At 71.0% G+C, this 22866-nt stretch carries 20 protein-coding genes; 10 read left to right on the top strand and 10 right to left on the bottom strand.

Annotation, left to right across the window (positions count from 1 at the left end; translation table 11 throughout):
• Positions 1–49: 49 nt before the first annotated feature.
• The 3 genes from gntF to ACGGAQ_RS28895 are packed head-to-tail and all read right to left on the bottom strand — an operon-like array spanning position 50 to position 3617.
• Positions 50–1489, bottom strand: coding sequence for a guanitoxin biosynthesis pre-guanitoxin forming N-methyltransferase GntF (gene gntF, locus ACGGAQ_RS28905; protein WP_393054609.1), 1440 nt, complete (start codon positions 1487–1489; stop codon positions 50–52).
• Entirely contained in the window at positions 1486–1992 is a 507-nt protein-coding gene (locus ACGGAQ_RS28900; RefSeq protein WP_393054607.1) for a pyruvoyl-dependent arginine decarboxylase, read from the bottom strand. The genes gntF and ACGGAQ_RS28900 overlap by 4 nt, the downstream gene beginning before the upstream one ends.
• Positions 1989–3617, bottom strand: coding sequence for an AMP-binding protein (locus ACGGAQ_RS28895; protein ID WP_393054605.1), 1629 nt, complete (start codon positions 3615–3617; stop codon positions 1989–1991). The genes ACGGAQ_RS28900 and ACGGAQ_RS28895 overlap by 4 nt, the downstream gene beginning before the upstream one ends.
• A gap of 174 nt (positions 3618–3791) precedes the next feature.
• Between ACGGAQ_RS28895 and ACGGAQ_RS28890 the strand changes: the two genes are divergently transcribed.
• The 9 genes from ACGGAQ_RS28890 to ACGGAQ_RS28850 all read left to right on the top strand — a co-directional run bounded on the left by ACGGAQ_RS28890 (position 3792) and on the right by ACGGAQ_RS28850 (position 14579).
• Complete coding sequence (locus ACGGAQ_RS28890; RefSeq protein ID WP_393054603.1) at positions 3792–7298, top strand: BTAD domain-containing putative transcriptional regulator; 3507 nt, start codon at positions 3792–3794, stop codon at positions 7296–7298.
• A 264-nt stretch (positions 7299–7562) separates the two neighbouring features.
• Entirely contained in the window at positions 7563–8606 is a 1044-nt protein-coding gene (locus tag ACGGAQ_RS28885) for a Rieske 2Fe-2S domain-containing protein (protein WP_393054601.1), read from the top strand.
• Positions 8603–8821 carry a hypothetical protein gene (locus tag ACGGAQ_RS28880; RefSeq protein ID WP_393054599.1) on the top strand — a complete coding sequence of 73 codons (219 nt, stop codon included), beginning with the start codon at positions 8603–8605 and terminating at the stop codon, positions 8819–8821. The genes ACGGAQ_RS28885 and ACGGAQ_RS28880 overlap by 4 nt, the downstream gene beginning before the upstream one ends.
• The gene (locus ACGGAQ_RS28875; RefSeq protein ID WP_393054597.1) at positions 8818–9771 is read left to right on the top strand and encodes a PDR/VanB family oxidoreductase; all 954 of its coding nucleotides are present in this window, start codon (positions 8818–8820) and stop codon (positions 9769–9771) included. The genes ACGGAQ_RS28880 and ACGGAQ_RS28875 overlap by 4 nt, the downstream gene beginning before the upstream one ends.
• 54 nt (positions 9772–9825) lie before the next feature.
• A complete protein-coding gene (locus ACGGAQ_RS28870; protein ID WP_393054595.1) occupies positions 9826–10563 on the top strand; it encodes an IclR family transcriptional regulator in 738 nt (245 codons plus the stop codon).
• Between the two features lie 100 nt (positions 10564–10663).
• Positions 10664–11590: an SDR family oxidoreductase gene (locus ACGGAQ_RS28865; RefSeq protein ID WP_393054593.1), complete on the top strand. Its 927-nt coding sequence runs from the start codon at positions 10664–10666 to the stop codon at positions 11588–11590.
• A gap of 51 nt (positions 11591–11641) precedes the next feature.
• Positions 11642–12523: an amidohydrolase family protein gene (locus tag ACGGAQ_RS28860; RefSeq protein ID WP_393054591.1), complete on the top strand. Its 882-nt coding sequence runs from the start codon at positions 11642–11644 to the stop codon at positions 12521–12523.
• A 17-nt stretch (positions 12524–12540) separates the two neighbouring features.
• A complete protein-coding gene (locus ACGGAQ_RS28855; RefSeq protein ID WP_355066778.1) occupies positions 12541–12993 on the top strand; it encodes a MaoC family dehydratase in 453 nt (150 codons plus the stop codon).
• A 59-nt stretch (positions 12994–13052) separates the two neighbouring features.
• A complete protein-coding gene (locus ACGGAQ_RS28850) occupies positions 13053–14579 on the top strand; it encodes a long-chain fatty acid--CoA ligase (protein WP_393054589.1) in 1527 nt (508 codons plus the stop codon).
• Here the strand turns inward: ACGGAQ_RS28850 and ACGGAQ_RS28845 are convergent.
• The 7 genes from ACGGAQ_RS28845 to ACGGAQ_RS28815 all read right to left on the bottom strand — a co-directional run bounded on the left by ACGGAQ_RS28845 (position 14503) and on the right by ACGGAQ_RS28815 (position 21750).
• A complete protein-coding gene (locus ACGGAQ_RS28845) occupies positions 14503–15390 on the bottom strand; it encodes a PaaX family transcriptional regulator C-terminal domain-containing protein (protein WP_393054587.1) in 888 nt (295 codons plus the stop codon). The two genes, ACGGAQ_RS28850 and ACGGAQ_RS28845, sit on opposite strands and share 77 nt — an antisense overlap.
• 39 nt (positions 15391–15429) lie before the next feature.
• Complete coding sequence (locus ACGGAQ_RS28840; protein WP_393054585.1) at positions 15430–16242, bottom strand: ABC transporter ATP-binding protein; 813 nt, start codon at positions 16240–16242, stop codon at positions 15430–15432.
• Positions 16235–17059, bottom strand: coding sequence for an ABC transporter permease (locus tag ACGGAQ_RS28835; protein WP_393054583.1), 825 nt, complete (start codon positions 17057–17059; stop codon positions 16235–16237). The genes ACGGAQ_RS28840 and ACGGAQ_RS28835 overlap by 8 nt, the downstream gene beginning before the upstream one ends.
• On the bottom strand, positions 17056–17856 hold the full coding sequence (locus ACGGAQ_RS28830) for an ABC transporter permease (protein ID WP_393054581.1): 801 nt from the start codon (positions 17854–17856) through the stop codon (positions 17056–17058). The genes ACGGAQ_RS28835 and ACGGAQ_RS28830 overlap by 4 nt, the downstream gene beginning before the upstream one ends.
• Positions 17857–17927: 71 nt before the next feature.
• Positions 17928–18902, bottom strand: a complete 975-nt coding sequence (locus ACGGAQ_RS28825; RefSeq protein WP_393054579.1) for an ABC transporter substrate-binding protein — start codon at positions 18900–18902, stop codon at positions 17928–17930.
• A gap of 188 nt (positions 18903–19090) precedes the next feature.
• Positions 19091–20272: a 4-hydroxybenzoate 3-monooxygenase gene (pobA, locus tag ACGGAQ_RS28820; protein WP_393054577.1), complete on the bottom strand. Its 1182-nt coding sequence runs from the start codon at positions 20270–20272 to the stop codon at positions 19091–19093.
• 17 nt (positions 20273–20289) lie between these two features.
• Positions 20290–21750 (bottom strand): benzaldehyde dehydrogenase, encoded by a 1461-nt coding sequence (locus ACGGAQ_RS28815; RefSeq protein ID WP_393054575.1) that lies wholly within the window; start codon positions 21748–21750, stop codon positions 20290–20292.
• Positions 21751–22047: 297 nt separating this feature from the next.
• Between ACGGAQ_RS28815 and ACGGAQ_RS28810 the strand changes: the two genes are divergently transcribed.
• On the top strand, positions 22048–22866 hold the full coding sequence (locus ACGGAQ_RS28810) for a CoA transferase subunit A (protein WP_393054573.1): 819 nt from the start codon (positions 22048–22050) through the stop codon (positions 22864–22866).

The following is a 22866-nucleotide window of genomic DNA, read 5'->3' as shown; positions in this document are numbered from 1 at the left end:
ATCGTCAGGTGGTGGGAGGCACTCGGCACGGCAGGCCGATGACGCGCGATCAGTCGTTCCCGTCGAACTCGACAGTGGCGGGTCCACCGCCAGCACCGAGGAGATCCAACACCTCCTCCGGTGACAATTCCGGGCGCTGACCGCTGCCCTCGCCGCATTCTCGGCGGAAGTGGGGTGGCCGGGGACGCTTGCGGGCAGAGCACAGGACGATTGCCGAATAGCCGTGTGAGTTCTCCCGGGCGACCTGCCGTACCTCAATTGATCCGTCCAGCGGCCCGAATTCGGGTCGCAGCACCGCCCGGAGGTCGTGTTCGTCGACATCCGCACTGGGAAAAGTCTTCTCCCCGACGGTGTAACCGCGGCAGCGGCGCAGGGCCGCGGTGACGAAGAGACCCCCGGGCCGGACCAGGCCAGTGATGTTGCGCATGAAGAACTGCCAGGTCGCCCGGTCGGCGGTGGCGGAGTCCGCGCAGTAGGCGCTGACCACCGTCGCGTATCGGCGGTCAATCGGGCGGGGCTGCCGGGCGTCCACCCGGATCAGCGCGGTGATCTTCGCCCGGGCGAGATCCTCACGGATCGCCACGTCCTCGTCGGTCGGGCAGCTGACCCCCTCACACCGCAGGGTGTAGCGGACGAACGGGCGCCAGTCGTGAGCATCGTGTTCGCGGTCGATCCACCGCTGGATCTCGTTGAGATTCGCCGGCAGGTAGTCGCCCAGGTGGATCTCCGAGGCCACCTCGGCGGCCGCGAAAACGTGATGCAGGGTGGGCCCCACCCCAAAGAACAACACGGGCTGACCACGTTCCGCGCGTCCCATCGCCTCGACGATGAACGCGATGGTGGCGATCTCGTCCGGTTCGACGGTGCGGTAGTAGTCGGCGAGGTACTCCGCCGGTATCCAGTCCGTGTCGAATGACGCGTACCGGCGGCGCCGCCAGGTCAGGAAGGCTCGGGTGAGGCGGGCGAGGCCGTACTCGTACAGGGCGGCGCCCAGGTTGGCGCCGCCGAGGAACACGAGTGCCTCGTTCGAGGTGATCGAGTCGCTGAAGGCGGCGATCCCGAAGGCGCCCGCGTAGTAGGGCACCTCCTTGGCGACCTCGGTACCGGCGTACCCGAGGGCCGCCGCCAGGCGCGGTGCGCGGACGCCGCTCGCCCTGCGCCGGAGCACGTCGTACAACGCCTTGGACAACACATTGGTGCTGGTGCCCGTCGTCGCCAGGAGCGTCCAGTTCGCCCGCACACCGGTCCGCAGGCCGAACCCCCAGACCGCGTAGGTGGCGACCAGAAACACCACCGTCCCGCGGTGGTCGAGGCTGCTGAGCAGGCCGGACGCGACCAGGCACGCGCCGGCCGCCACCCCGCTCGCCTCCAGCGCGTAGGCCGATGCCGTGGTGGCGACGAGGCTGAAGACCCAGTTCCAGAGCTTGCGGTGCGTCGTCGGGGCACCGCCCGCCGGCCGGCCCACCGGAGCCGCACCGATGTCGTTCATACCGGTGCCGCCGCTCTGGCCGGTCGTCGGCCCGGCTCCCAGGCCATCGACTGGAACACCGCGACCACCAAGGCGCAGACCGGTCGCCCGGTGCAGCGGGCGCCGGCGACCGCGATGCCACGCGACGGGAAGCTCGTGCCGCGGTTGCGGCACAGCGCGTCCAGGGACGTGGTCACCAGCCCTCGCAGGCTCACCTCGTCGTCGGCGTCGTGTTCTACCAGCAGTCCGCGCCCGCAGTCGTCCTGCACCCAGCCGAGACCGGCCCAGGCCTGTGCGTCCGGCACCGCCGTCCGCGCCCGTGCCATTACGCAGTACAGCCGGTCGCCCCAGCTACCCGGCGTACGGCCGATCCGGTCGACCTGCTCGACGGAGCTGGCGGGCGGCAACACCGAGCTGAGGTAGATCAGGTTCCGGTCGGCGACACCGGCCGCCACCAGCGCGGCGTCGAAGGCGGCCAGCTCGGTCGGGCCACGGCCGACGGCTCCGGCCACCAGGATGTTCATCGCTGTCCGCCGTCCGCGCGGACTGCGGGCGGGGAGTCTTGCACTGTCCGCGCCCGTTCCGATCCGGTGCGCTCGGCCTCGACCAGCACCCGGCGGGAAAGCTTGCCGGACGGCGCCCTCGGCACTGACGAGGTGAACCGGACGGCGCGGAGCCGCTTGTAGGGAGCGACCCGCTCGGCCACGTAGGCCAGCAGTTCCGCAGCTGTCGCCGGTCCCCGCAGCACCACGTACGCGACCGGCACTTCGCCGGCGTCCGGGTCGGGCCGGGGTACCACGGCCACGTCCGCAACCGCCGGGTGGGTGAGCAGCAGGTGTTCCAACTCGGCCGGCGCCACCTGGTACCCCTCGTACTTGATCAATTCTTTCAACCGGTCGACCACGTACAGGTAACCGTCCTCGTCGAAGTAGCACAGGTCCCCGGTGCGCAGCCAGCCGTCGGCGTCGATGGTGGCGGCCGTGGCCTCCGGACGGTCGCGGTAGCCCCGCATGACCTGCGGGCCGCGGATCCATAGCTCGCCGGCGCGCCCGGCACCAAGGTAGGCACCGCCGTTCGGATCGACGACGCGCGCCTCGGTGTTCGGCACCAGTCGACCGACCGACCCGCGCCGCGGCTGGTCGAGTGGCCCTACGGCGACCATGGCGGTGGCTTCCGTCATGCCGAGGCCCTGGCTGACCACACACCCGAGCCGCTCGGCGCATCGCTGCTCCACATCGGCACCGAGGGGAGCCGCACCCACGCCCAGACTCCGCAACGAGGACAGGTCGTGGTCGTCCACCAGTGGATGATCGGCCAGCGCGGTCGCCATCGGCGGCGACACGATACTGAGCGTCACCCGATACTCCTCCATCGTCCGAAGGAAGGCTTCGAGGTCGAAGCGCGCCAGGGTGACGACGGTCGCGCCGGCCGCCAGACTGCACGGCAGCACGACGTTGAACCCCATGACGTGGAAGAACGGCGCCGCGGCGAGCACCACGTCGTCCTCGCGGAAACCCATCACCGCCTGGCTCTGGCGAACGTTCGTCACCACGCTCGAGTGGGTCAGCTCCACTCCCTTGGGCAGGCCGGTGGTGCCGCTGGAGTACGGCAGGGCGGCGAGTCCGCGATCGGGATCGTCCGCGAGCGTCGCCGGCGGGTGGTGGTGGGCGATCAGTTCACGGAACGACGTCGCGCCGACCGCGTCCCCGAAGACCAGCACCTCCTCGACGCCCGCCCGCTCGGCGGCGGCCACCGCGCGGTCCAGGAACGGCGGCACGGTGACCAGCATCCGCGCCCCGGCGTCGGCGAGCTGACCGGCCAGCTCCTCGACGGTGAGCATCGGGTTGGCGCCGGTGACGATCCCGCCGGCTGCCATCGTCCCGTAGGCGGCCAGGGCGAACTCCGGCGTATTGGGGCTGTAGAGGGCCAGCACATCACCCGGGGCGAAGCCTCGGGCGACCAGGCCGGCCGCGACCCGCTCCACACCGTTGGCGAGTTGCCGGTAGCTGATCGTGCGGCCGGTTGCGCCGTCGATCAGGGCCGGCTTGTCGCCGAGGCGGGCGGCATGCCGCAGTACCAGCGATGGCACGGTGGTCCCGCCGACCTGGACGTCCGGCAGATCGCTGCGGGACGGATGAACAACGGCCATGGCTACTCCTTCACCGTTGACGCCGGCACCAACCTGGGCAGGTTGCCGCTGGTGGGCCCGGGTTCCGACACTCATGAGCCGACCGTAGGGAGCTGCCGTGTGCAGACCGTTTCCCGACCGTTTTCGCAGCGTGGAAAGCGATAGAGTTCTTTCCGGACGACGACGGTGGTGGCTATGCGGAACCAACAGTTGCGTGTCCGGGTGCTCGGCGGGGCCGAGCTGACGATGGATGGGCGTCCCCTGGTGGAGCTGGCCTCCGCCAAGGCGACGGCGCTCCTGTTCTACCTGGCGGTCACCGGCACCGCGCACTCACGCTCGGCGCTGGCCGGGTTGCTCTGGAGCGACCTTCCGGAGCCGACGGCCCGGGCCAATCTGCGGCTGGTGCTGACCAAGCTGCGCCGGGTCGTCCCGGAGCAGGTGGCAGTGAGCAGGCAGACCATAGCGCTGGCGGACAGCCGGCAGGTGTGGGTCGACGTCGCGGAGGTGAGCCGGGTCGCCGCCGCCCACCAGGACGACGACGAGCTGCTGGAGGCCGTCCGGCTCTGCCGAGGCGACTTCCTCGAGGGTTTCGGCGTCCCGGGAGCGCCGCTTTTCGATGATTGGCTGACCGAGCGGCGCGCCGCTGTTCGGGCGGACATGCTCGCGCTCATGGACCGTGCCGTGCAGCGGGCCAGAGACCGGCGGGATGCTGCCGCCGGGATTGAGGTGACCCGCCGCCTGCTGCAGCTGGAGCGCCTGCACGAGGAGGCGCACCGTGCGTTGATGTGGTTCCTGGCCGTGGGCGGTCAGCGTAGCGCCGCGCTCGCCCAGTACGAGACCTGCCGCTATCTCCTTCGGGAGGAGTTGGGTATCGAGCCGGCGGCGGACACGCTTGCCCTCCGTGACGAGATCGCCGCCGCCCGTGGGTTCACCGCGCTGGGTGTTGACCCGCTCGCGTCCGCCGCTCGGCAGGACGTGGCCCTGGCGGCCGGGTCGCCGACGACCGATCTGCCTCGCCCGCTCACCGCGCTTGTCGGTCGGGAAAAGGAGCTGGCGCGCCTGCATGAGCTTCTCGATGATCCCACGTGCCGGCTCGTGACCCTGGTGGGTCCCGGCGGGATCGGAAAGACCCGGCTGGCGGTAGAGGTCGCCGCGTATCGGCAGGGGCGTCGTCGTGACGGGACGGTGTTCGTGTCGTTCGTTGGCACCAGCCCGGCCCGGCCGGCCGAGGCCGCCGATCTGGTCGTCGCCGGTCTCGCCCGCGCGCTCGAGATCGACCTGGCTGTGCCCCGCGAACCGCTGGACCTGCTCGCCGAGCAGTTGGCCGGCCGCGAGCTGCTTCTCGTGCTCGACAATCTGGAGCATCTCCGCGACAGCGCGGGGATGCTCGCCGAACTCCTGCGGCGAGCACCCGGCGCGCAGCTGTTGGTGACGTCCCGGCGGCCGCTGGGGCTGGGTGTGGAGTGGCTGGTCGAGGTGCCAGGTCTGCCGTACCCACCGCCGGGCGCCGACGCGGACGCCGCCGGCTACGAGGCGGTGCAGCTCTTCCAGGAGCGGGCCCGGCTGCTGCGTCCCAACTCCCTGGCCATCGACGGCACCGCGGGGGCCGGCCGCGTGTGCCGGCTGGTCGCCGGTGTGCCGCTGGCCATCGAGCTGGCCGCCCGCTGGGTGCGCTCCGCCACCCCGGCCGCCATCGCCGATCGGCTCGCCAGCGGGCTCGAACTGCTCGAGACCACCGCACCCGACGTGGAGCGGCGACACCGCAGCCTCCGCTCCGTGATCGACTGGTCGTGGCAGCTGCTGACCGACGAGGAACGCCGGACCCTACGGCGGTTGTCGGTGCTGCGCCGTAGCTTCGACCTCGCGGCCGCCGGCGCCGTGGCGGGCGCCGGACTGCCGATGCTGGCCAGCCTCGTCGACCAGTCGCTGATCGCGGTCGACGAGGACGGCCGCTACGAGATGCACGAGCTGCTCCGGCAGTACGCGGCCGAGAGCCTGGCCGCGGACCCCGCGGAGGAGGCGCGGACCCGGTGGCGCCACGCCGAGCACTACGTCGCACTGCTGCCCCCGCCGGGCGAGGCCCGCGCCGAGGGCGGGCCGAGTCTGGAAACGGAGCAGGAGAACCTGCGCGCCGCCACCGAATGGCTCATCCTCGGCGCCGACCCGATGACGCTCGACGCTCACCTGGTCCGGCTGTGGGCGGTGTACCAGCGCCTGGGCTGGTTCCGGGAGGCTCAGGCCTTCTTCCGCGCGGCCCTGGAACGTGACGTCGCGCCCCTGCATCGGGCCCGCTGGCACCGCATGCTCGGCGAGACGCACCAGCAGATCGGGGAGGCGAACGCCGCTCGGTACCACCTGGAGCGGGCACTGGACCTCCTGGTCGGCCGCGTCCCGACGTCGAGGTCGGGGCGACTGGGGATGCTCGCGTCACAGGTGATCCGCCGGACGCTTCACGGCCTGCGGCCGGGTGGTGTCGTGGCCCGGGATGCGGACCGGCGTGAGGCGGCCCGCGAACGCGCTGCCGCCTGCTTCACGATCGCCGAGGTCTACTGGGTACTCGATGAGCACCTTCCGGTCCTCGCCGCGTCGATCTCGTCGCTGAACGCTGCCGAACGCGCCGGGGACCTCGATCTGATCGTGCGGGCGCAGGCTGGTGTCGGGATGATGATCGGCACCGTGGGGTTGCACCGGCTCGCGGGCCGCCACCTTCGCGCCGCGAGCAGCGCCGTCGAACGCACCAACGATCCGCTCACCGCCTGCTGGGTCGGCATTGTGGGCGGGCTGCACTGGACCGGGGTCGGCGACTGGGCCGCCGTCGACCTCGGCGTCGACCGGGTCCTGAAACTCCGGCGCCGAACACCGATGCACCGGTGGGCCGACGAGGTGCTCCTGATCAGCGCAGCCACCCGGTACCTCACCGCCCGCTACGCGCAGGCGGCCGCAGCGGCCGCCGAGGCGATGGCCTCCGGCCGACACCGCCGCGATCCCGTCGTACACCTCTGGGGTCTACTCGTCCTGATCGAGACGGCCCTGCGCGCCAACCCCGACGACCCGGCGCTGGCAGGCTGGTCCGAAGAGGCCGCACAGCTTTTGCCGGCAGCGGCCAGGATCGACGCGGCCCGCCTCCACGCCGCCGTGGCTCGCCAACACCTTGCCCGCGGGCAGCCGTTGGACGCGTGGCAGGCGATCCGCACCGCCGACCACCTGATCGGCCCACATCCGTCGTTCGAGCAGTACGCCATCGAGGCGCTCGCCGGCATTGCCGAGGTCTCTCTGGCGCTGCTCGAGCTGGCGGATCCGCATCGACGATCGGCGCGCGGAGCGGGCGAGCCTGACCCGGCCGAGCTGCGCGAAAGCACCGCAGTCGCCCTGCGCCGGTTACGCCGCTACGCCCGCACGTTTCCCATTGCCCGTCCGAGGGCGCTCATCTGCCTGGGCTGGTACCGATGGCTGGGCGGCCGGGCCGAGCCCGCCCGGCGGGCGTGGGTCCGGGCAGCCCGCGACGCCGAGCGACGTCAGATGCCCTACGAGCTGGCACGCGCCCATTACGAACTCGGCCGTCACCTCGTCGCGGGACAGCGGTCAGCCCTCGGGCTCGACCGGGCTGAGCACCTCGAGCGAGCGATCGCCGAATTCGGCCTTGCCGGATGCCGAGCGGACCTGCGCCGAGTTCAGGCGCTCGCCCGGCGGACCGGCTCGTAGCACGCATCGCAATACCACCGTTGACGTTCTCCGCCGGCACCGTGATCATCGCCGGCGGTGACGCGGCTCGCTTCTGCGTGCCCTGCCAGGAGAAGCAGAACAGGTGACGCCCCGGTGTGGCTGCCGTACTGTCGGCACGGCAGCCACACCGTCAGGTGCGAAAGCCCCGGCCTTTCATTCAGTGAAAGCTCCGGTTCCGCAGCGGGGACACCGCACGGGACGATCCGGCTCCATCGACGTCCGTCGGCATGGAGGTCCGGTCGCATGGCATTCGCGCGTAACCAGTGGTACGTGGCCGCCTACGGCAGCGAGGTGGGGCGGAACCTGCTCGCCCGAACGGTGCTCGGTGAGCCGCTGGTGCTGTACCGCACCGGTGCCGGGCAGGCGGTGGCGCTCGCCGACCGGTGCGTACACCGGCGCTTCCCGCTGTCGGAGAGCCGGCTCGACGGCGACACGATCGTCTGCGGCTACCACGGCTTCACCTACGATCCGACCGGCGCCTGCGTCTTCGTACCCGGTCAACAGCGCATCCCGCGCACCGCGCGGGTGGTCTCCTTCCCGGTGGTCGAACAGGACTCCTTCATCTGGGTCTGGATCGGCGACCTGGACCGGGCCGACCCGGCTGCGATTCCCCGCGCACCGTGGCTGGCCGACCCGCGCTACGCGGTGGTGCGGGGCATGGCGCCACTGAACGCGCGGTACGGCCTGCTGGTCGACAACCTTCTGGATCTGTCCCACGAGACCTATCTGCACGGCGGTTACATCGGCACGCCGGAGGTGGCGAACACCCCGATCACCACAGAGGTGGACGAGGACCGGGGGATCGTCTACGTCAGTCGGCACATGGACGACGCCGCATGTCCGCCGTTCTACGCGCGCTCCACAGGCATCCAGGGCCGGATCACCCGGTGGCAGGACATCGAGTACCACCCGCCCTGCCTTTACCTGCTGCACAGCCGGATCGCGCCGCAGGGTGTCTACCCGCCCGCCGAGGGCGAGGACCACGAAGCGTTCCACGCCGAGATCGTGTACGCCATCACCCCGTCGACGGAGCACACCACCTATGACTTCTGGGCGGTGGCGCGCGACTTCGCGATCGACGACGAGTCGGTAAGCGAGTACCTCCACCACAGCAATCACAAAGTTGTCATGCAGGACGTGACCGCGCTCAACATCTTGGAGCAGGTGATCGCGACCGAGCCGGACAGGTATCAGGAGTTGAGCATCAACATCGACACCGGTGGCCTGGCCGCCCGGCGGCTGCTGGCGCGGATGGTCGGGTCGGGGACGGTGGGAGCGGCGCGATGAGGTCCGGGGCGGGCTCCCGCACCGGGGACCGGGTCTACCGGATCCACTGGGTGCCGGGCACCGACACCCTGCGCGGGATCTGCCACTGCGGTGCCGAGCGCCGCACCGAGGAGCCGGTCGAGTTGTGGGAGTGGCTGCTCGGCCACCCGCAGGGTCACCAGGGTGCGGCCGGGCCGGTGCCCGGGCCGGCGAGGCAACTGGCGATGCGCGAGTGACTGCGGACGTGCTGACCGGTGTCGAGCTGGTGGTCGCCGGTCGCGATCAGGTGGCGGCGGAGGTGGTGGCGATCCGCCTCTGTCGCACGGACGGCGGTGACCTGCCCGAGTGGACCCCGGGCGCGCACATCGACCTGGAGTTGGACGCCGGGCTGGCCCGTCAGTACTCCCTCTGCGGTGACCCTGCGGAGCGGTCCGTTCTGCGGATCGCGGTGCAGCGCGAACCGAACGGGCGCGGCGGCTCCCGGCTGGCGCACGAGCGGCTCACCGTCGGCGCGACCGTCCGGGTGAGCGGACCGCGCAACACCTTCCCGCTGGTCGCGGCACGCCGCTACCTCTTCATTGCCGGCGGCATCGGTATCACCCCCATCGCACCGATGGTCGCCGCGGCCGACGCCGCAGGCGCCGACTGGCGGCTGGTGTACGGCGGACGCAGCCGGGCCACCATGGCCTTCGCCACCACCCTGCGGGAGAAGTACGGCGACCGGGTGAGCCTGCACCCCCAGGACGAGACCGGCCTGCTCGACCTGGCCGGGTTGCTGGGCCGGCCCGGCACCGGGCTCGTCTACTGCTGCGGCCCGGAACCACTGATCACGGCGGTCGAGGAGCACTGCCGCGGCTGGCCACCCGGCTGCGTGCACGTCGAGCGTTTCACCGCCCGGGGCGACACCGGCGCGCCGGAGACGACGATCGAGGTCGAACTCGCGCTCTCCGGGCGGACGGTGACCGTGCCGCCGGGCACACCGATCCTGCAGGCGGTGGAGGAGGCCGGGGTGCAGGTCCTCTCGTCCTGCCGGGAGGGCACCTGCGGCACCTGCGAGACGCCGGTGCTCGCCGGTGTGCCCGAGCATCGCGACAGCCTGCTCACCGCCGAGGAACGGGCCGCCGGGGACACCATGATGATCTGCGTCTCCCGGGCCCGTACGCACCGACTCGTGCTGGAGCTGTGAGCGCCCGACATGGGCGGGGATGATGACGGGGTGCGCGCAGAGCCGGGACGGTCGGTGACGAGCAAGGTGCTGGCGTTGCTCGACGCGTTCAGCCCGGCGACCCCGGCGTTGACCCTGAGCGAGTTGGCGCGTCGCACCGGGATGCCACTGCCCACCGTGTACCGGCGGGCCGCGGAGCTGGTCGCGTGGGGGGCGCTGGAACGCGGCGACGACGGGCGGTACCGGATCGGTCTGCGGCTGTGGGAGGTGGGCTCGCTCGCCCCCAGGGGCCTGGGGCTGCGGGAGCTGGCTCTGCCGGTGATGGAGGACCTGTACGAGGTGACCCACGAGAACGTCCAGCTCGCCGTCCGGCAGGATCTCGAACTCGTCTTCATCGAACGGATCGCCGGGCGACACGCGGTGCCCGTGCTCACCCGGGTGGGGGGTCGCTTCGCGCTGCACGCCACCGGCGTCGGGCTGGTCCTGCTCGCCCACGCGCCCGCCGAGGTCCAGGAGCAGGTGCTGGCCGCCCCGCTGGAGCGGTACACCGAACTGACCATCACCGACCCGAAGCGGCTGCGTCGCTGCCTCGCCGAGGTGCGCCGGGCCGGGTACGCGGTCAGCGACCGTCAGGTCACCATGGACGCCCTCTCGGTGGCCGCGCCGATCCGCGTACCGGAGGGTGTGGTGGCGGCGATCTCGCTGGTGGTCGCCCATGACCGGGCGGACCCGGTGGCGTTGGCGCCACTGGTGCAGGCCGCGGGCCGGGTGGTCTCCCGGGCGCTGATCAGCTCCGCCGGCCCGGCCGTCTGATGTAGACATACTGCAAATCGTTGACGCCCGGCCAAATTCTGCATTACGTTTCCGGTGCGCGTGTTACCCGGAGGCCCGGCACCGACGAGAGGGAGCACCCATGTCACTGGACGGCAAAGTCGCCATCGTCACCGGCGCCGGGCGGGGTCTCGGCCTCGCCTACGCGCAGGAGTTGGCGCGGCGGGGCGCCTCGGTCGTGGTCAACGACGTCGACGCCGAGGCCACCGCCGACACCGTGGCGACGATCGAAACGTCCGGCGGTCGGGCCGTCGCGGTGGTCGCACCGGTCGGTCCGACCGAGACCGCGAAGGAACTCGTCAGCACGGCGGTCGAGCACTTCGGACGGCTGGACATCCTCGTCACCAACGCCGGCGTGCTGCGCGACACGGTGCTGTGGAAGATGAGCGACGACGACTTCGACACCGTCATCAACGTGCACCTGCGTGGCACGTTCACCACCGTGCGCGAGGCGGTGCAGCACATGCGGCAGGCCGGCGAGGGCGGGCGGATCATCTGCGTCGGGTCACCCACCGGGCAGCGGGGCACCTTCGGCCAGACCAACTACGCGGCTGCCAAGGCGGGCATCGTCGGCATGGTCCGGACCTGGGCGCTGGAGCTGAAGCGGGCCGGCATCACCGCCAACACCGTCGTCCCGGTCGCCGCGACCGCGATGACCGCCACCGTTCCCTACTTCGCCGCGGCGGTGCGGGCCGAGGCGAACGGCGAGCCGATGCCCGCGTTCTTCCGAAAGGAGCTGGGATTCGGCACGGCGGACGACGTGGCCGGGCTGGTCGCGTTCCTCGGTTCCGACGCGGCGGCCTCGGTGACCGGTCAGGTGATCGGTGTCGGCGGGGACCGCCTGCAGATCTGGACCCACCCGGAGGCGGCGCTGACCGCGCACCGCGAGGGCGGCTGGACGTACGACGCGCTGGTCCAGGCCTGGCCGACGACGTTCGCCGGTGCCGCGCAGAGTGTCGGCGAACGATTCCCGAAACTCCCTGAGGAGTTCGAGACCGCGCCGTCCTGACCGGCCCGAGCAGACCTGCCCGCCCCGACCCGCCCGACGGAGGTTGGCCCCATGTACCAGCCCGCGATCGACCTCGACGACGTCACGGCGATCGACATGCACGTGCACATCGAGGTCGACGACCACGGTCACACCTCACTGCCCGAACCGCTCGTGGCAGCGGCGTCGGCGTACTTCAAGACCGACGGCCCACGGCCCGCGGTCGACGCGGTGGCGCGGTACTACCGCGAACGGCAGATGGCGGCTGTCGTCTTCACCGTGGACGCGCGTACCCAACTGAAGCACCAGCCACTGTCGAGCGTCGAGATCGCCCGCGCGGCGGCCGAGCACGCCGACGTGCTCATCCCGTTCGGGTCGGTCGACCCGCGCACCGGGGGAGCGGCAGTCGAACTCGCCGACCGGTTGATCCGGGAGGAGGGCGTTCGCGGCTTCAAGTTCCACCCCACCGTGCAGGGCTTCGACCCCAGCCACGACGAGTACGCGCCGCTGTGGGGCCTGCTGGAGCGGGCCGGCGTCCCGGCGCTCTTCCACACCGGGCAGACCGGCATCGGCGCGGGTACGCCGGGCGGTTACGGCCTGCGCCTCGGCCGGTCGAACCCGATCCTGCTCGACCCGATCGCAGCCGACTTCCCCGACCTCCAGATCATCATGGCCCACCCGTCGGTGCCCTGGCAGGACGAGGCGTTGTCGGTGGCCACGCACAAGCACAACACCTGGATCGACCTGTCCGGCTGGAGCCCGAAGTACTTCCCGGCCGAACTGGTGCGCTACGCGAACTCGCTGCTGAAGCGCCGGGTGCTCTTCGGCACCGACTACCCGATGCTCACCCCGGACCGGTGGCTTCGCGACGTGCAGTCGACCGACCTCAAGCCGGACGTGCTCCCGGGCATCCTGAAGGACAACGCGGCCCGACTGCTGGGCCTGGCCCGGTGACGACGAGAGGAAACGCCATGACGACGACCATCACCTACGAGCGGCTCGGCGACCTCGCCGGCACCGACCTCGGCCACACCGGGTACCGCACTGTCACCCAGGACCAGGTGGACCTGTTCGCGGACGCCACGGACGACCACCAGTGGATCCACGTCGACCCGGAGCGGGCGAAGACCGGCCCGTTCGGCGCGCCGATCGCGCACGGCTTCCTCACCCTCTCGCTGGCGGTTCCCTTCTGGACCGAGCTGCTCGAGGTCAAGGGCGTGACCACGAAGGTGAACTACGGCCTCGACAAGGTGCGCTTCCCCGCGCCGGTCGTGGTGGGGGCTCGGGTGCGTATGCGGGCCACAGTCGTCGAGGTCGTCGAGGTCCGCGGCGGCTACCAGCTCGCCGTCGACCAGACGATCGAGATCGAGGGCGGGACCAAGCCGGCGGTCGTCGCGCGCGGGCTGTACCGCTTCTACGCCTGAGCCCGGGGGCATCCGTCGAGCCGGGCGAGCACACCACCTCCACCCCCAGGAGAATGATGATGCACCAGCACGGAATTGGCGCCTGGCTGGCCAAGCGCCGGCTCAAGTCCCCGGACCAGATCGCGATCATCCACGGCGACCGGTCGCCCATGACGTACCGCCAGTTCGCCGACGCCACGGACCGGATCTCCGCGGTGCTGCGGGAGCGGGGCGTCGGCAACGGCGACTCCGTCGCCTACCTGGGTGAGAACAGCCCCGAACTCCTCCAGGTGATGTTCGGGGCGGCGCAGGTCGGGGCGGTCTTCGTGCCGGTCAACACCCGGCTCGCCGCACCCGAGATCGGCTACGTGCTCGCCGACTGTGCCGCGCGGGTGCTGATCCACGACCCGGACTTCGCGGTGCCGGTGGCCTCCGCCGCGACGACCGCCCGGACCCCGTACGTCATCGTCAACGGCGAGGGCAGCGCGGACCGGCCCGGGCTGGCCCGGCTTGCCCGAGGCGCCGTCACCCCGTTCACCGACCATGCCGACACCGCCCACGGGGATCCGGCGGCGATCGTCTACACCTCGGGCACGACCGGCCGGGCCAAGGGCGCGGTGCTGACCCATGGCAACCTCACCTGGGTGGCGCTCAACTGTGTGGTCGACTACGACGTCGTCTCCACCGACGTCGCGCTGATGATCTCGCCGCTGTTCCACGTCGCCTCGCTCGGGATGGGCGCCCTGCCCGTCATCCTCAAGGGCGCCACGATGGTCATCGAGAGGGGCTTCGAGCCGGGCCGCGCGCTCGCGCAGATCGAGCGGCACGGGGTCACCATGCTCAGCGGTGTGCCGACCACCTACCAGCTGCTGGCCGACCACCCCGCCTGGGCGTCGACCGACCTGTCGACGTTGACGAAGCTCACCTGCGGAGGGTCGGCGGTGCCGGCCCGCATCCTCAACGCGTACGAGGCCCGGGGCCTGTCGTTCTCCCAGGGTTACGGAATGACCGAGGCCGCGCCGGGCGCCACCGCGCTGCCGCCCACGATGACCCGCGTGAAGCAGGGCAGTGTCGGTCTGCCGCACTTCTTCACCGACGTGCGGATCACCGATGCGACCGGTGCGGTGCTACCCGCCGGCGCTGTCGGTGAGATCGAGGTGGCCGGTCCCAACGTATTCCCCGGCTACCACGGGCTGCCGGAGGCGACCGCCGAGGCGTTCACGGCCGACGGGTGGTTCCGCTCCGGCGACCTCGGCCACCTGGACGCCGACGGTTACCTCTACATCTCCGGCCGCCTCAAGGACATGATCATTTCGGGGGGCGAGAACATCTACCCGCTCGAACTCGAGCAGCTGCTCACCGAGGTCGACGGGGTGACCTCGGCCGCGGTCATCGGCGTACCGGACGAGCGTTGGGGGGAGGTGCCGTGGGCGATCGTGACCGTCCGGGACGGGGCGTCCGTGGACACCGCCACCGTCCGGGCCCGCCTGGACGGCAGGATCGCGCGCTACAAGCTCCCGAAGAACGTCGTCATCGTGGACGAGCTGCCGCGGACGGCGTCGGGGAAGGTGCGGAAGGCCGATCTGCGGACCCGGTTCGGCGCCTAGTCGCGGGCCGGGTCGCGACGAGCTCGGCGAATTCCGCCGCGGACGCCTCGGCCAGCTCGTCGTGCACCCGGCGGTAGGTTCGCACCGATCTCGCGGCGGGCCATTCCGCGTCCATGAACTCGGCCGGCAGCCTCGGGTCGGCGCGCAGCAGCGCGAGCCAGTCCGCCACGAGCATGGTTCGTACGGTGAGGGCGCTCGGCGCCATCGCCAGCGCGGACGGGTCGTCCCACACCTCGATGAAGGCGAGGTGCGCACGTCGGATCGCCTCGATGTCCCAGGCCGCGCGCACGCTCTCGCCGATCGGGAAGCCGGCGAGTTCGCGGGCGTGGAAGGCGATCACGGTGTTGGGCGCGAGGTCCTGGCGCAGCGGCTCCAACGACCCGGCGAGGTCGACCTCGCCGGGCGCGAGCCAGAGCCCGTCCCGGATCGGCGCGAAGCCCTCCCAGGTGAGGGTGGAGCGCAGCCGGTGCCGCAGCATCCGCTGACCCTCCGGGATCGAGAAGGTGACCAGGGTCCAGCCGCTGCCCTGCGGGTCGAACGGCCGCGGCCCGCGAACGCGGTCCTTCGCCTCGCGCAACACCGCCGCCCCGTGCTCGGTCAGTGAGAACAGCGTCTCCCGGCCGCTCCTACTGCGGGCGAGGATGCCGCTGTGCACGAGACGGTCGAGGGTCGCGCGGGTGGCCGGCGCGGCGACGTCCGCGCCTTCCAGCACGTTGATCAGGGCGCTCGCCCGGATGGGCCCCGTGGCGGCGTCGACGACGTGTTCGCCGAAGAAGGCGAGCAACAACTGCTTCGGCTGACGACTACCCACAGCGCTTCCCTTCGGCGAACTCGTTGGCCTGGCCGCCGATCACCGCGCGGATCGCGGGGCCACAGCCTGCCCGCGCTTGGCCCGCTGGATCTGGTCGTAGACGTGCGTCCGCAGTTCCGTGAAACGGGGCAGAGCGCGGGTCGTGATCTGATCGCGCTCCGGCGGCAGGTCGATCGCGAGGTCCTCCTGGACCCAGGTCGGCGACGTGGACAATACTAGAACCCGCTGACCGAGATACACCGACTCGTCGATGTCGTGGGTGACGAAGACAACCGAGATGGTGCGGCTGGCGTGCAGCTCGCGGACCAGGTCCTCCAGGTCGGCCCGGGTCTGCGCGTCGACGGCGGCGAACGGTTCGTCCATGATCAGGACGTCGGGCTGGTAGGCGATCGCCCGCGCGATCGCCACCCGCTGTTGCATCCCCCCGGAGAGCTGCCACGGGTGGCTTCGCGCGGCGTGCGCGAGGCCCACCGCCTCAAGAGCGTCGACGACCAGCTTGTCCCGGGTCGCGCGGGTGAGCCTCTTGTGCCGCAGTGGCAGCTCGACGTTCCCGCGCACCGTCAGCCAGGGGTAGAGGCTGCGACCGTACTCCTGGAACACGACGGCCATGGCCGGGCTGGGCCCGGTCACCGGCGAGCCGTCCATCTCGACCACGCCGCTGGTGGGCCGCAGCAGGCCGGCGAGGCACTTCAGCAGGGTGGTCTTGCCGCAACCGGACGGCCCGACGACGCAGACGAGCTCACCGGCGTCCATGGTGAAGCTGATGTCCCCGATCGCCTCGACGGTGCCCGTCGCCGACTCGTAGACCTTCCGCAGGTGCTCCACCCGCAGCAGGGTGCTCCGATCAGGCACGGTTGACCTCCCTGATTCCGTGGTACCAGCGCAGAACACGCCGTTCGACGAGACCGAAAGCTACGGCGAGGAAGACGCCGACGAGACCGAGGAGGAGGATGCCACTCCACATCTCGGCGATCAGGTAGTTGCGCTGGAAGTAGGCGATCCGGTAGCCGAGGCCGGAGGAGGAGGCGAACATCTCGGAGATGACCATCAGGATCAGCGCGACCGAGAGGGCCTGCCGAACCCCGGCCATGATCCGTGGGCTGGCGGCCGGGAGAACGAGGAACCAGAGCCGCTCCCACCAGGTGACCTGGAACGATTCCGCGGTCTCCGTCATGACGCTGTCCGTCCCCCGGACACCCTCGATCGTGTTCAGCAGGATCGGCCAGACCGCGCCGGAGGCGATCACCACGACCTTCATGGTGTCGGTGATCCCGAGCAGGAGCATCACCACCGGAATCAGCACCGGTGGCGGGATGGCCCGGAGGAACTCCAGCAGCGGTTCGAGGAGTTCGCGCAACCAGCGGGTCAGGCCGATGACGGTGCCGGCGGCGATGCCGAGCACGATGGACGCGACGACACCGAGGCCGAGGCGGGCGAGGCTCGGCAGTACGTCCTCGACGAACGCCGGGCCGACCCAGGTCTCCCGGAAGGCTTCGGCGATCGTCAACGGGTCGGGGAAGAACCGACTCGTCGACCTCGTCGCCACCAGACCCCAGAGCACCAGCAGCAGCATCGGCAGCCCCAACGGGTAGAGCAGGCTCGCCGCGATCCGGGATCCGACCGTCCAACGGCGTGCCGTGGTGGCGATCCGCCCGGTGTACGCGGTCACAACGGCTCCTCTCCTCGTACCGACTGGTGCCACGACAGCACCCGACGCTCGACGAACCGGAAGACGATGTTCACCGTGAGCCCGAGCAGGCCGGTGACCACGACCAGCGCGTACAGGCCGGCGGCGTCTCCGGCGGACCGGGACAGCTCGATCATGCGCCCGAGACCGGGGTTACCGATCACCATCTCCGCGGTGATGGCGAGGATGAGCGCGACCGCGGCCGCGAGGCGCAGGCCCGTCATGAGGTACGGCAGGGTGGTCGGCAGGACGAGGTGCGACAACTGCTCCCGCCGGGTCAGACCGAAACTGCGGGCGGTGTCGCGAGCCACCGCGTCGACGTCGGCGACGCCGTAGATCACCTGCACGAACACCTGCCAGAACGACGCGTAGATGATGATGACGAGGGCGGCCTGCCGCTGGATGCCGAACATCAGCACGGCGAGTGGGATGAGGGCGACCGACGGGATCGGTCGCAGGAACTCGACCACCGTGTGGGTCGCGCGCCGCAGGAACGGCACCAACCCGACGACAGTGCCGAGGACGAGGGCGGCGACCGTCGCCACCGTCAGGCCGATCGCCCAGGACGTCATGGTGCTGCCCAGCCGCCGCCAGAACGCGAGGTCGACGAGCTGCTCGAACAGCCGCGCCAGCACGTCCGTCACGTACGGCAGATACAGCGGGTTGATCAGGCCCAGCATCGGGATCAACTGCCAGACGACGAGGAACCCGGTCAGGCCGACGACGCCCAGCATCGCTTTGCGTAACGCGCGCAGGCGTCGGGTGGGGAACACGCGCATGTCACTCCCGTCGTCAGGCGGGCGGCGAGGCCCTCCCCGGTCCGGGGGCGGGGAGGGCGGGATCGCGCCGGCTACTGCTGCTGGATGAGACGGTCGAAGTTGGGTTGCCTGTCGAGAACCTTGTACTTCTGCGCGAGCCCGGCGAGCGTCTGCAGGCTCGACCGGTCGACCTCCCAACCGAAGGCCGGCAGCCGCACCGACTCGGCCACCGGCGGGGGCAGCTGCAGGTTGTCCTTGATGGCCTGCCGCAGCGCCGCCTCGTTGGCGGGGTCCTTGGCCCACTCCAGCGTCTTCTTCATCGCTGCGGTGAAGTCCTCGACCAGCTTGGCGTCCTTCTCGGTGCGTTCCTTTGTGGTGATGGTGGTGAGCGTGGTCAGGCCGGGCACCACCGCCTGGTAGGGCGCGACGACGAAGGTGTCGCCGCGGGCCTTCAGTTGGGTGACGAAGGGCTCCGGCACCCAGGCGGCGTCGATGTTGCCGGATTCGAGTTGGGCCGGGGCGTCCGGGAAGGCGACCTCGACGAACTTGATCTTCGACGGGTCGCCGCCGTCCTTCTCGACCGCCGCCATGATCGTCACGTCGCCGGCCGCGCCCAGGCTGTTGACCGAGACCCGCTTGCCAGCGAGGTCGGCCGGCCGCTTGATGCCGGACTTCGCGGAGGCGACCACGGCGTTGATGTCGTCGCCGTCGGCGTACGAGGAGGCGTAGTTGCCGATGATGACGACGCCGAGATCCCGCAGGTCGGCCCGGAACGGGCCGAAGGGCTGGCCGATCGCGAAGTCGATGTCGCCGTTCATGAGCGCCGGAATGGCCTGCGCGCCGCCCTGGGCGGGCAGCACCTCGACCTGGAGCCCGCGCTCGGCGAAGATGCCCGCCTTGACGCCGCCCCAGAGCGCGGCGGTCTCGGTGATGGGCAGCGCCGCGACCCGGACCTTGCGCAGGTCCCCCGAGGTCTGGTCGGACGGGTTGGACGCGTCGGAGTCGGTACATCCGGTGAGGGCGATCGCGGTAGCGGCGACCAGCCCGAGAGCCATGACCTTCTTCATTGGCGAGGCCCTTCCTGGGCGGGGTGGTGGGTGCGTCGGAAGTCGGCGGATGCCTCGGATCTGCAGGTGAACTACCGCTGCGTGGGGGCGCACGCCGCTGTGTTGGCCATGGTCAGTCACCCCGGCATTGAAAGTCAATAATTTCTGACGCCCGTCATGAATAGGTTAAACATCGCTCGGCGGCCCGGTCAGACGTCCGGCAGGCCCACGTAGTTCTCGGCCAGGCTGGTGGCGTAGGCGCGGGAGGTGGCGACGTACCTCAGCGTGGCGGTCTGCAGCTTCGTCTCGTACGGGTCGTCGCGCTCCAGCCGGTGCAGCATCGAGGTCATCCACCAGGAGAAGTGCTGGGCCCGCCAGACCCGGCGCAACGCCGTGGCCGAGTAGGCATCCAGCAGATCGGTGCGGCCCTCGTCGTACCACGCGGCGAAGGCGTCCCCGAGCAGCGCGACGTCGGCGAGGGCAAGGTTCATGCCCTTCGCGCCGGTGGGTGGGACGATGTGCACGGCGTCCCCGGCCAGGAACAGCCGCCGCCACTGCATCGGCTCGACCACGAAGCTGCGCATTGGAGTGATGGACTTCTCCAGGATCGGCCCCTCGTTGAGCGACCATCCCGGCACCGTCTCCAACCGGGCCCGCAGCTCCGTCCAGATCCGCTCGTCCGGCCACGCGGCGATGTCCTCGTCCGGCGCGACCTGCAGGTACAGCCGAGAGATCTCGGGGGAGCGCATGCTGTAGAGGGCGAAGCCCCGTTCGTGGTTGGCGTAGATGAGTTCGTCCACCGCCGGCGCCGCGGCGGCGAGGACGCCCAACCAGGCAAAGGGGTACGCCCGCTCGTAGGTGGTCAGCACCCCCTCGGGCACCGCGCCGCGGCTCACCCCGTGGAACCCGTCGCAGCCGGCCACGAAATCGCAGTGCAGCTCCTCGTCGCGCCCGTCCCGTCTAAAGTGGACGACCGGCGAGTCCGAGTCGAGACCGTCCAGGCGTACCGCGTCGGCCTCGAAGAGGATCGCGCCACCGGCCGCGAGTCGGGCGGCGATCAGGTCCTTGACCACCTCCTGCTGCCCGTAGACGGTGATCGCCCGCCCGGTCAGATCTGCCATCGGCACCCGGTGCGACTCCCCGGCGAAGCGCAGCTCGATGCCCTCGTGGCGCAGTCCCTCCCGTCGCAGCCGCTCACCGACGCCGCTGCGGCAGAGCAGGTCGACCGAGCCCTGTTCGAGGACCCCGGCGCGGAGCCGGTGCTCGACGTGGTCGCGGCTGCGGCTCTCCAACACCACCGACTCGATCCCGCGCAGGTGCAGCAGGTGCGACAACATGAGCCCCGCCGGCCCGGCGCCGACGATGCCGACCTGGGTACGCATTCCCGGCATGCTCCTGTCCTCCCGAGTCAGAACGGGTACCGCGTGATGGCGCCCTGCACGGTGAGCCACTGGGTCTCGGTGAACGCCTCGACGTTCGCCGCGGGCCCACCGAACCGGGAGCCGGTGCCGGACGCCCCCACCCCACCGAACGGCGCCACCGCCTCGTCGCTCACCGTCTGATCGTTGATGTGCACGATCCCGCTGGGAATCCGGTCGGCGAGGGCCATCGCCCTCATCACGTCGCGGCCCAGGATCCCCAGCGACAGGCCGTACTCGGTCTGTCGGGCCAACTGCACGGCCTCGTCCTGGTCGGCGAAGGTGATCACCGGGGCGACCGGGCCGAAGACCTCCTGGGCGTACGCCGGGGTCGCGGGGGTGACGTCGGTGAGCACCGTCGGCCGATAGAACAGCCCCTCGTACGTGCCCCCGGCCGCCAACCGGGCACCCGCGTCGACGCTCGCCGTGACCAGTGCATGGACCTTGTCGCGCTGGCGCTCGTCGATGATCGGTCCGAGCGCCACCTGCTCCTTGGCCGGATCGCCGACCGGCAGGTGGTTCGCCTTCTCCGCCAGCCGCTCGACGTACCGCTCGGACAGACTCTCGTGCACCAGGTGCCGACCGGTGGTCATGCAGATCTGGCCCTGGTGCAGAAACGACCCCCAGGCGCCGGCGGAGACCGCGAGGTCCAGATCGGCGTCGTCGAGCACGATCAGCGCCGAGTTGCCACCGAGTTCGAGGTGCGCGCGTTTGAGGTGGCGTGCCGCCGCCTCGCCGACCTTGCGGCCGGCAGCGGTGGACCCGGTGAAGCTGACCACCCGTACGTTCGGGTCGGCCACCAGCGCCTCCCCGACCTCGACCCCGCCGGGAAGGACGTGCAGCAGCCCGTCGGGCAGGCCGGCCTCCTCGAAGACCCGGGCGATCGAGACACCGCCGCAGACCGCCGTGCGCGGATCGGGCTTGAGCACCACGGCGTTGCCCAGCGCCAGGGCCGGGGCGACGGAACGGGTGGCCAGGATGAGCGGGAAGTTGAACGGCGCGATGACCCCGACGACGCCGACGGGCAACCGGCGAGCCAGGCTGAGCCGCGGTTGCGCGCTCGGGATGATCTCGCCGAGCGGGTGCGAGGCCAGCGCCGCCGCCTCGTAGCACTCCTGCGCCGCGGTGTCGGTCTCGACGCCGGCCTTGGGTGGGATGGACCCGGACTCCCGCACGATCCAGTCGCCGATCTCGGCGGCGTGCCGCTCGAACAGCTGCCCGGCCCGGCGCAGCACAGCGGCCCGCTCGGCGTAGCCGGCGGCGGCCCAGGCGCGCTGGGCGGCGGCGGCGCGGGCGCAGGCGCGCGTCACGTCCGCGGCGTTCGCCACGCCGATCTGGCCGATCTCCTCGCCGGTGGCGGGGGATCGTACGGGTGCCGTGCCGCCGGCCGGTTCCACCCAGCCGTCGCTGTGCAGGGTGCCCTGCCAGGTCGTGACGTCCAGCAGTGTCATGGCGGTCCTCCTCGGAGCGTGGGGCCGGTGGGCTGGTCCCGGGGTGACCGGGCGGACTTCCGCTCACGAAGGGCCCGAAGGTGTTCGCTTACCGAACGGCCGTTCTCTCTATGAACGTTGGCACGTGGCCCGGCTCGCGTCAACGCATCGCCGGGCGTGATTGCCGAGCACTGTGGACGGCTGTCCCGCCTGTCGTTGACGGATGTCGTTCCCCGTCGTACGTTCGAGATGAGTACGGCAGTCCGCATAGCGAACGGCTGACGGCAGCACGGTTCGGGCAGGAGGCGGGGGAGGCCCATGGCGAAGCTCGTCTCGCTGACCGACGGCGTGGCGCACCTGGTCCGCGACGGCGACGTGGTGGCCCTGGAAGGGTTCACGCACCTCATTCCGTTCGCCGCCGGCCACGAGATCATCCGCCAGGGGCGACAGGATCTGACCCTCGTGCGGATGACCCCCGACGTCATCTATGACCAGCTCATCGGGGCGGGCTGCGCCCGTCGCCTGGTCTTCTCCTGGGGTGGCAACCCGGGCGTCGGGTCGCTGCACCGCTTCCGGGACGCCGTGCAGCACGCCTGGCCACGCCCACTCGACCTGGAGGAGCACAGTCACGCGGGCATGGCCAACCGGTACGTCGCCGGGGCGTCCGGGCTGCCGTTCGCCGTCCTGCGCGGCTACACCGGCACCGACCTGCCCGGGCACACCACCAACATCCGGCCCATCACCTGCCCGTTCACCGGCGAGACGCTGACCGCCGTCCCCGCCCTGCGGCCGGACGTGACGGTGGTGCACGCCCAGCGCGCCGACCGGAACGGCAACGTGCAGATGTGGGGCATCACCGGGGTGCAGAAGGAGGCGGTGCTCGCCGCCCACCGGTCACTGGTCACCGTCGAGGAGATCGTGGACGAGTTGGAACCCGTACCCGGGCAGGTGGTCCTGCCCGGCTGGGCGGTCACCGCGGTGGCCGAGGTGCCCGGAGGCGCGCACCCCTCCTACGCCCACGGCTACTCGGTGCGGGACAACGACTTCTACCGGGACTGGGACGCCGTCAGCCGACACCGCGACACCTTCCGCGCCTGGCTGGACGAGCATGTGCACAAGGCCGGCGCGGCGGCGTGA

It is taken from the genome of Micromonospora sp. NPDC047557 (assembly GCF_043205095.1).
Lineage (GTDB): Bacteria > Actinomycetota > Actinomycetes > Mycobacteriales > Micromonosporaceae > Micromonospora.
The sequence above is the reverse complement of the archived record's forward strand: the minus strand, read 5'-3'. Positions and strand labels throughout refer to the sequence as shown.

Coding starts and splice junctions, on each gene's coding strand:
- gntF (WP_393054609.1), bottom strand. CDS start 1,489: ATGAACGACATCGGTGCGGCTCCGGTGGGCCGGCCGGCGGGCGGTGCC.
- ACGGAQ_RS28900 (WP_393054607.1), bottom strand. CDS start 1,992: ATGAACATCCTGGTGGCCGGAGCCGTCGGCCGTGGCCCGACCGAGCTG.
- ACGGAQ_RS28895 (WP_393054605.1), bottom strand. CDS start 3,617: ATGGCCGTTGTTCATCCGTCCCGCAGCGATCTGCCGGACGTCCAGGTC.
- ACGGAQ_RS28890 (WP_393054603.1), top strand. CDS start 3,792: ATGCGGAACCAACAGTTGCGTGTCCGGGTGCTCGGCGGGGCCGAGCTG.
- ACGGAQ_RS28885 (WP_393054601.1), top strand. CDS start 7,563: ATGGCATTCGCGCGTAACCAGTGGTACGTGGCCGCCTACGGCAGCGAG.
- ACGGAQ_RS28880 (WP_393054599.1), top strand. CDS start 8,603: ATGAGGTCCGGGGCGGGCTCCCGCACCGGGGACCGGGTCTACCGGATC.
- ACGGAQ_RS28865 (WP_393054593.1), top strand. CDS start 10,664: ATGTCACTGGACGGCAAAGTCGCCATCGTCACCGGCGCCGGGCGGGGT.
- ACGGAQ_RS28860 (WP_393054591.1), top strand. CDS start 11,642: ATGTACCAGCCCGCGATCGACCTCGACGACGTCACGGCGATCGACATG.
- ACGGAQ_RS28855 (WP_355066778.1), top strand. CDS start 12,541: ATGACGACGACCATCACCTACGAGCGGCTCGGCGACCTCGCCGGCACC.
- ACGGAQ_RS28850 (WP_393054589.1), top strand. CDS start 13,053: ATGCACCAGCACGGAATTGGCGCCTGGCTGGCCAAGCGCCGGCTCAAG.
- ACGGAQ_RS28830 (WP_393054581.1), bottom strand. CDS start 17,856: ATGCGCGTGTTCCCCACCCGACGCCTGCGCGCGTTACGCAAAGCGATG.
- ACGGAQ_RS28825 (WP_393054579.1), bottom strand. CDS start 18,902: ATGAAGAAGGTCATGGCTCTCGGGCTGGTCGCCGCTACCGCGATCGCC.
- pobA (WP_393054577.1), bottom strand. CDS start 20,272: ATGCCGGGAATGCGTACCCAGGTCGGCATCGTCGGCGCCGGGCCGGCG.
- ACGGAQ_RS28815 (WP_393054575.1), bottom strand. CDS start 21,750: ATGACACTGCTGGACGTCACGACCTGGCAGGGCACCCTGCACAGCGAC.
- ACGGAQ_RS28810 (WP_393054573.1), top strand. CDS start 22,048: ATGGCGAAGCTCGTCTCGCTGACCGACGGCGTGGCGCACCTGGTCCGC.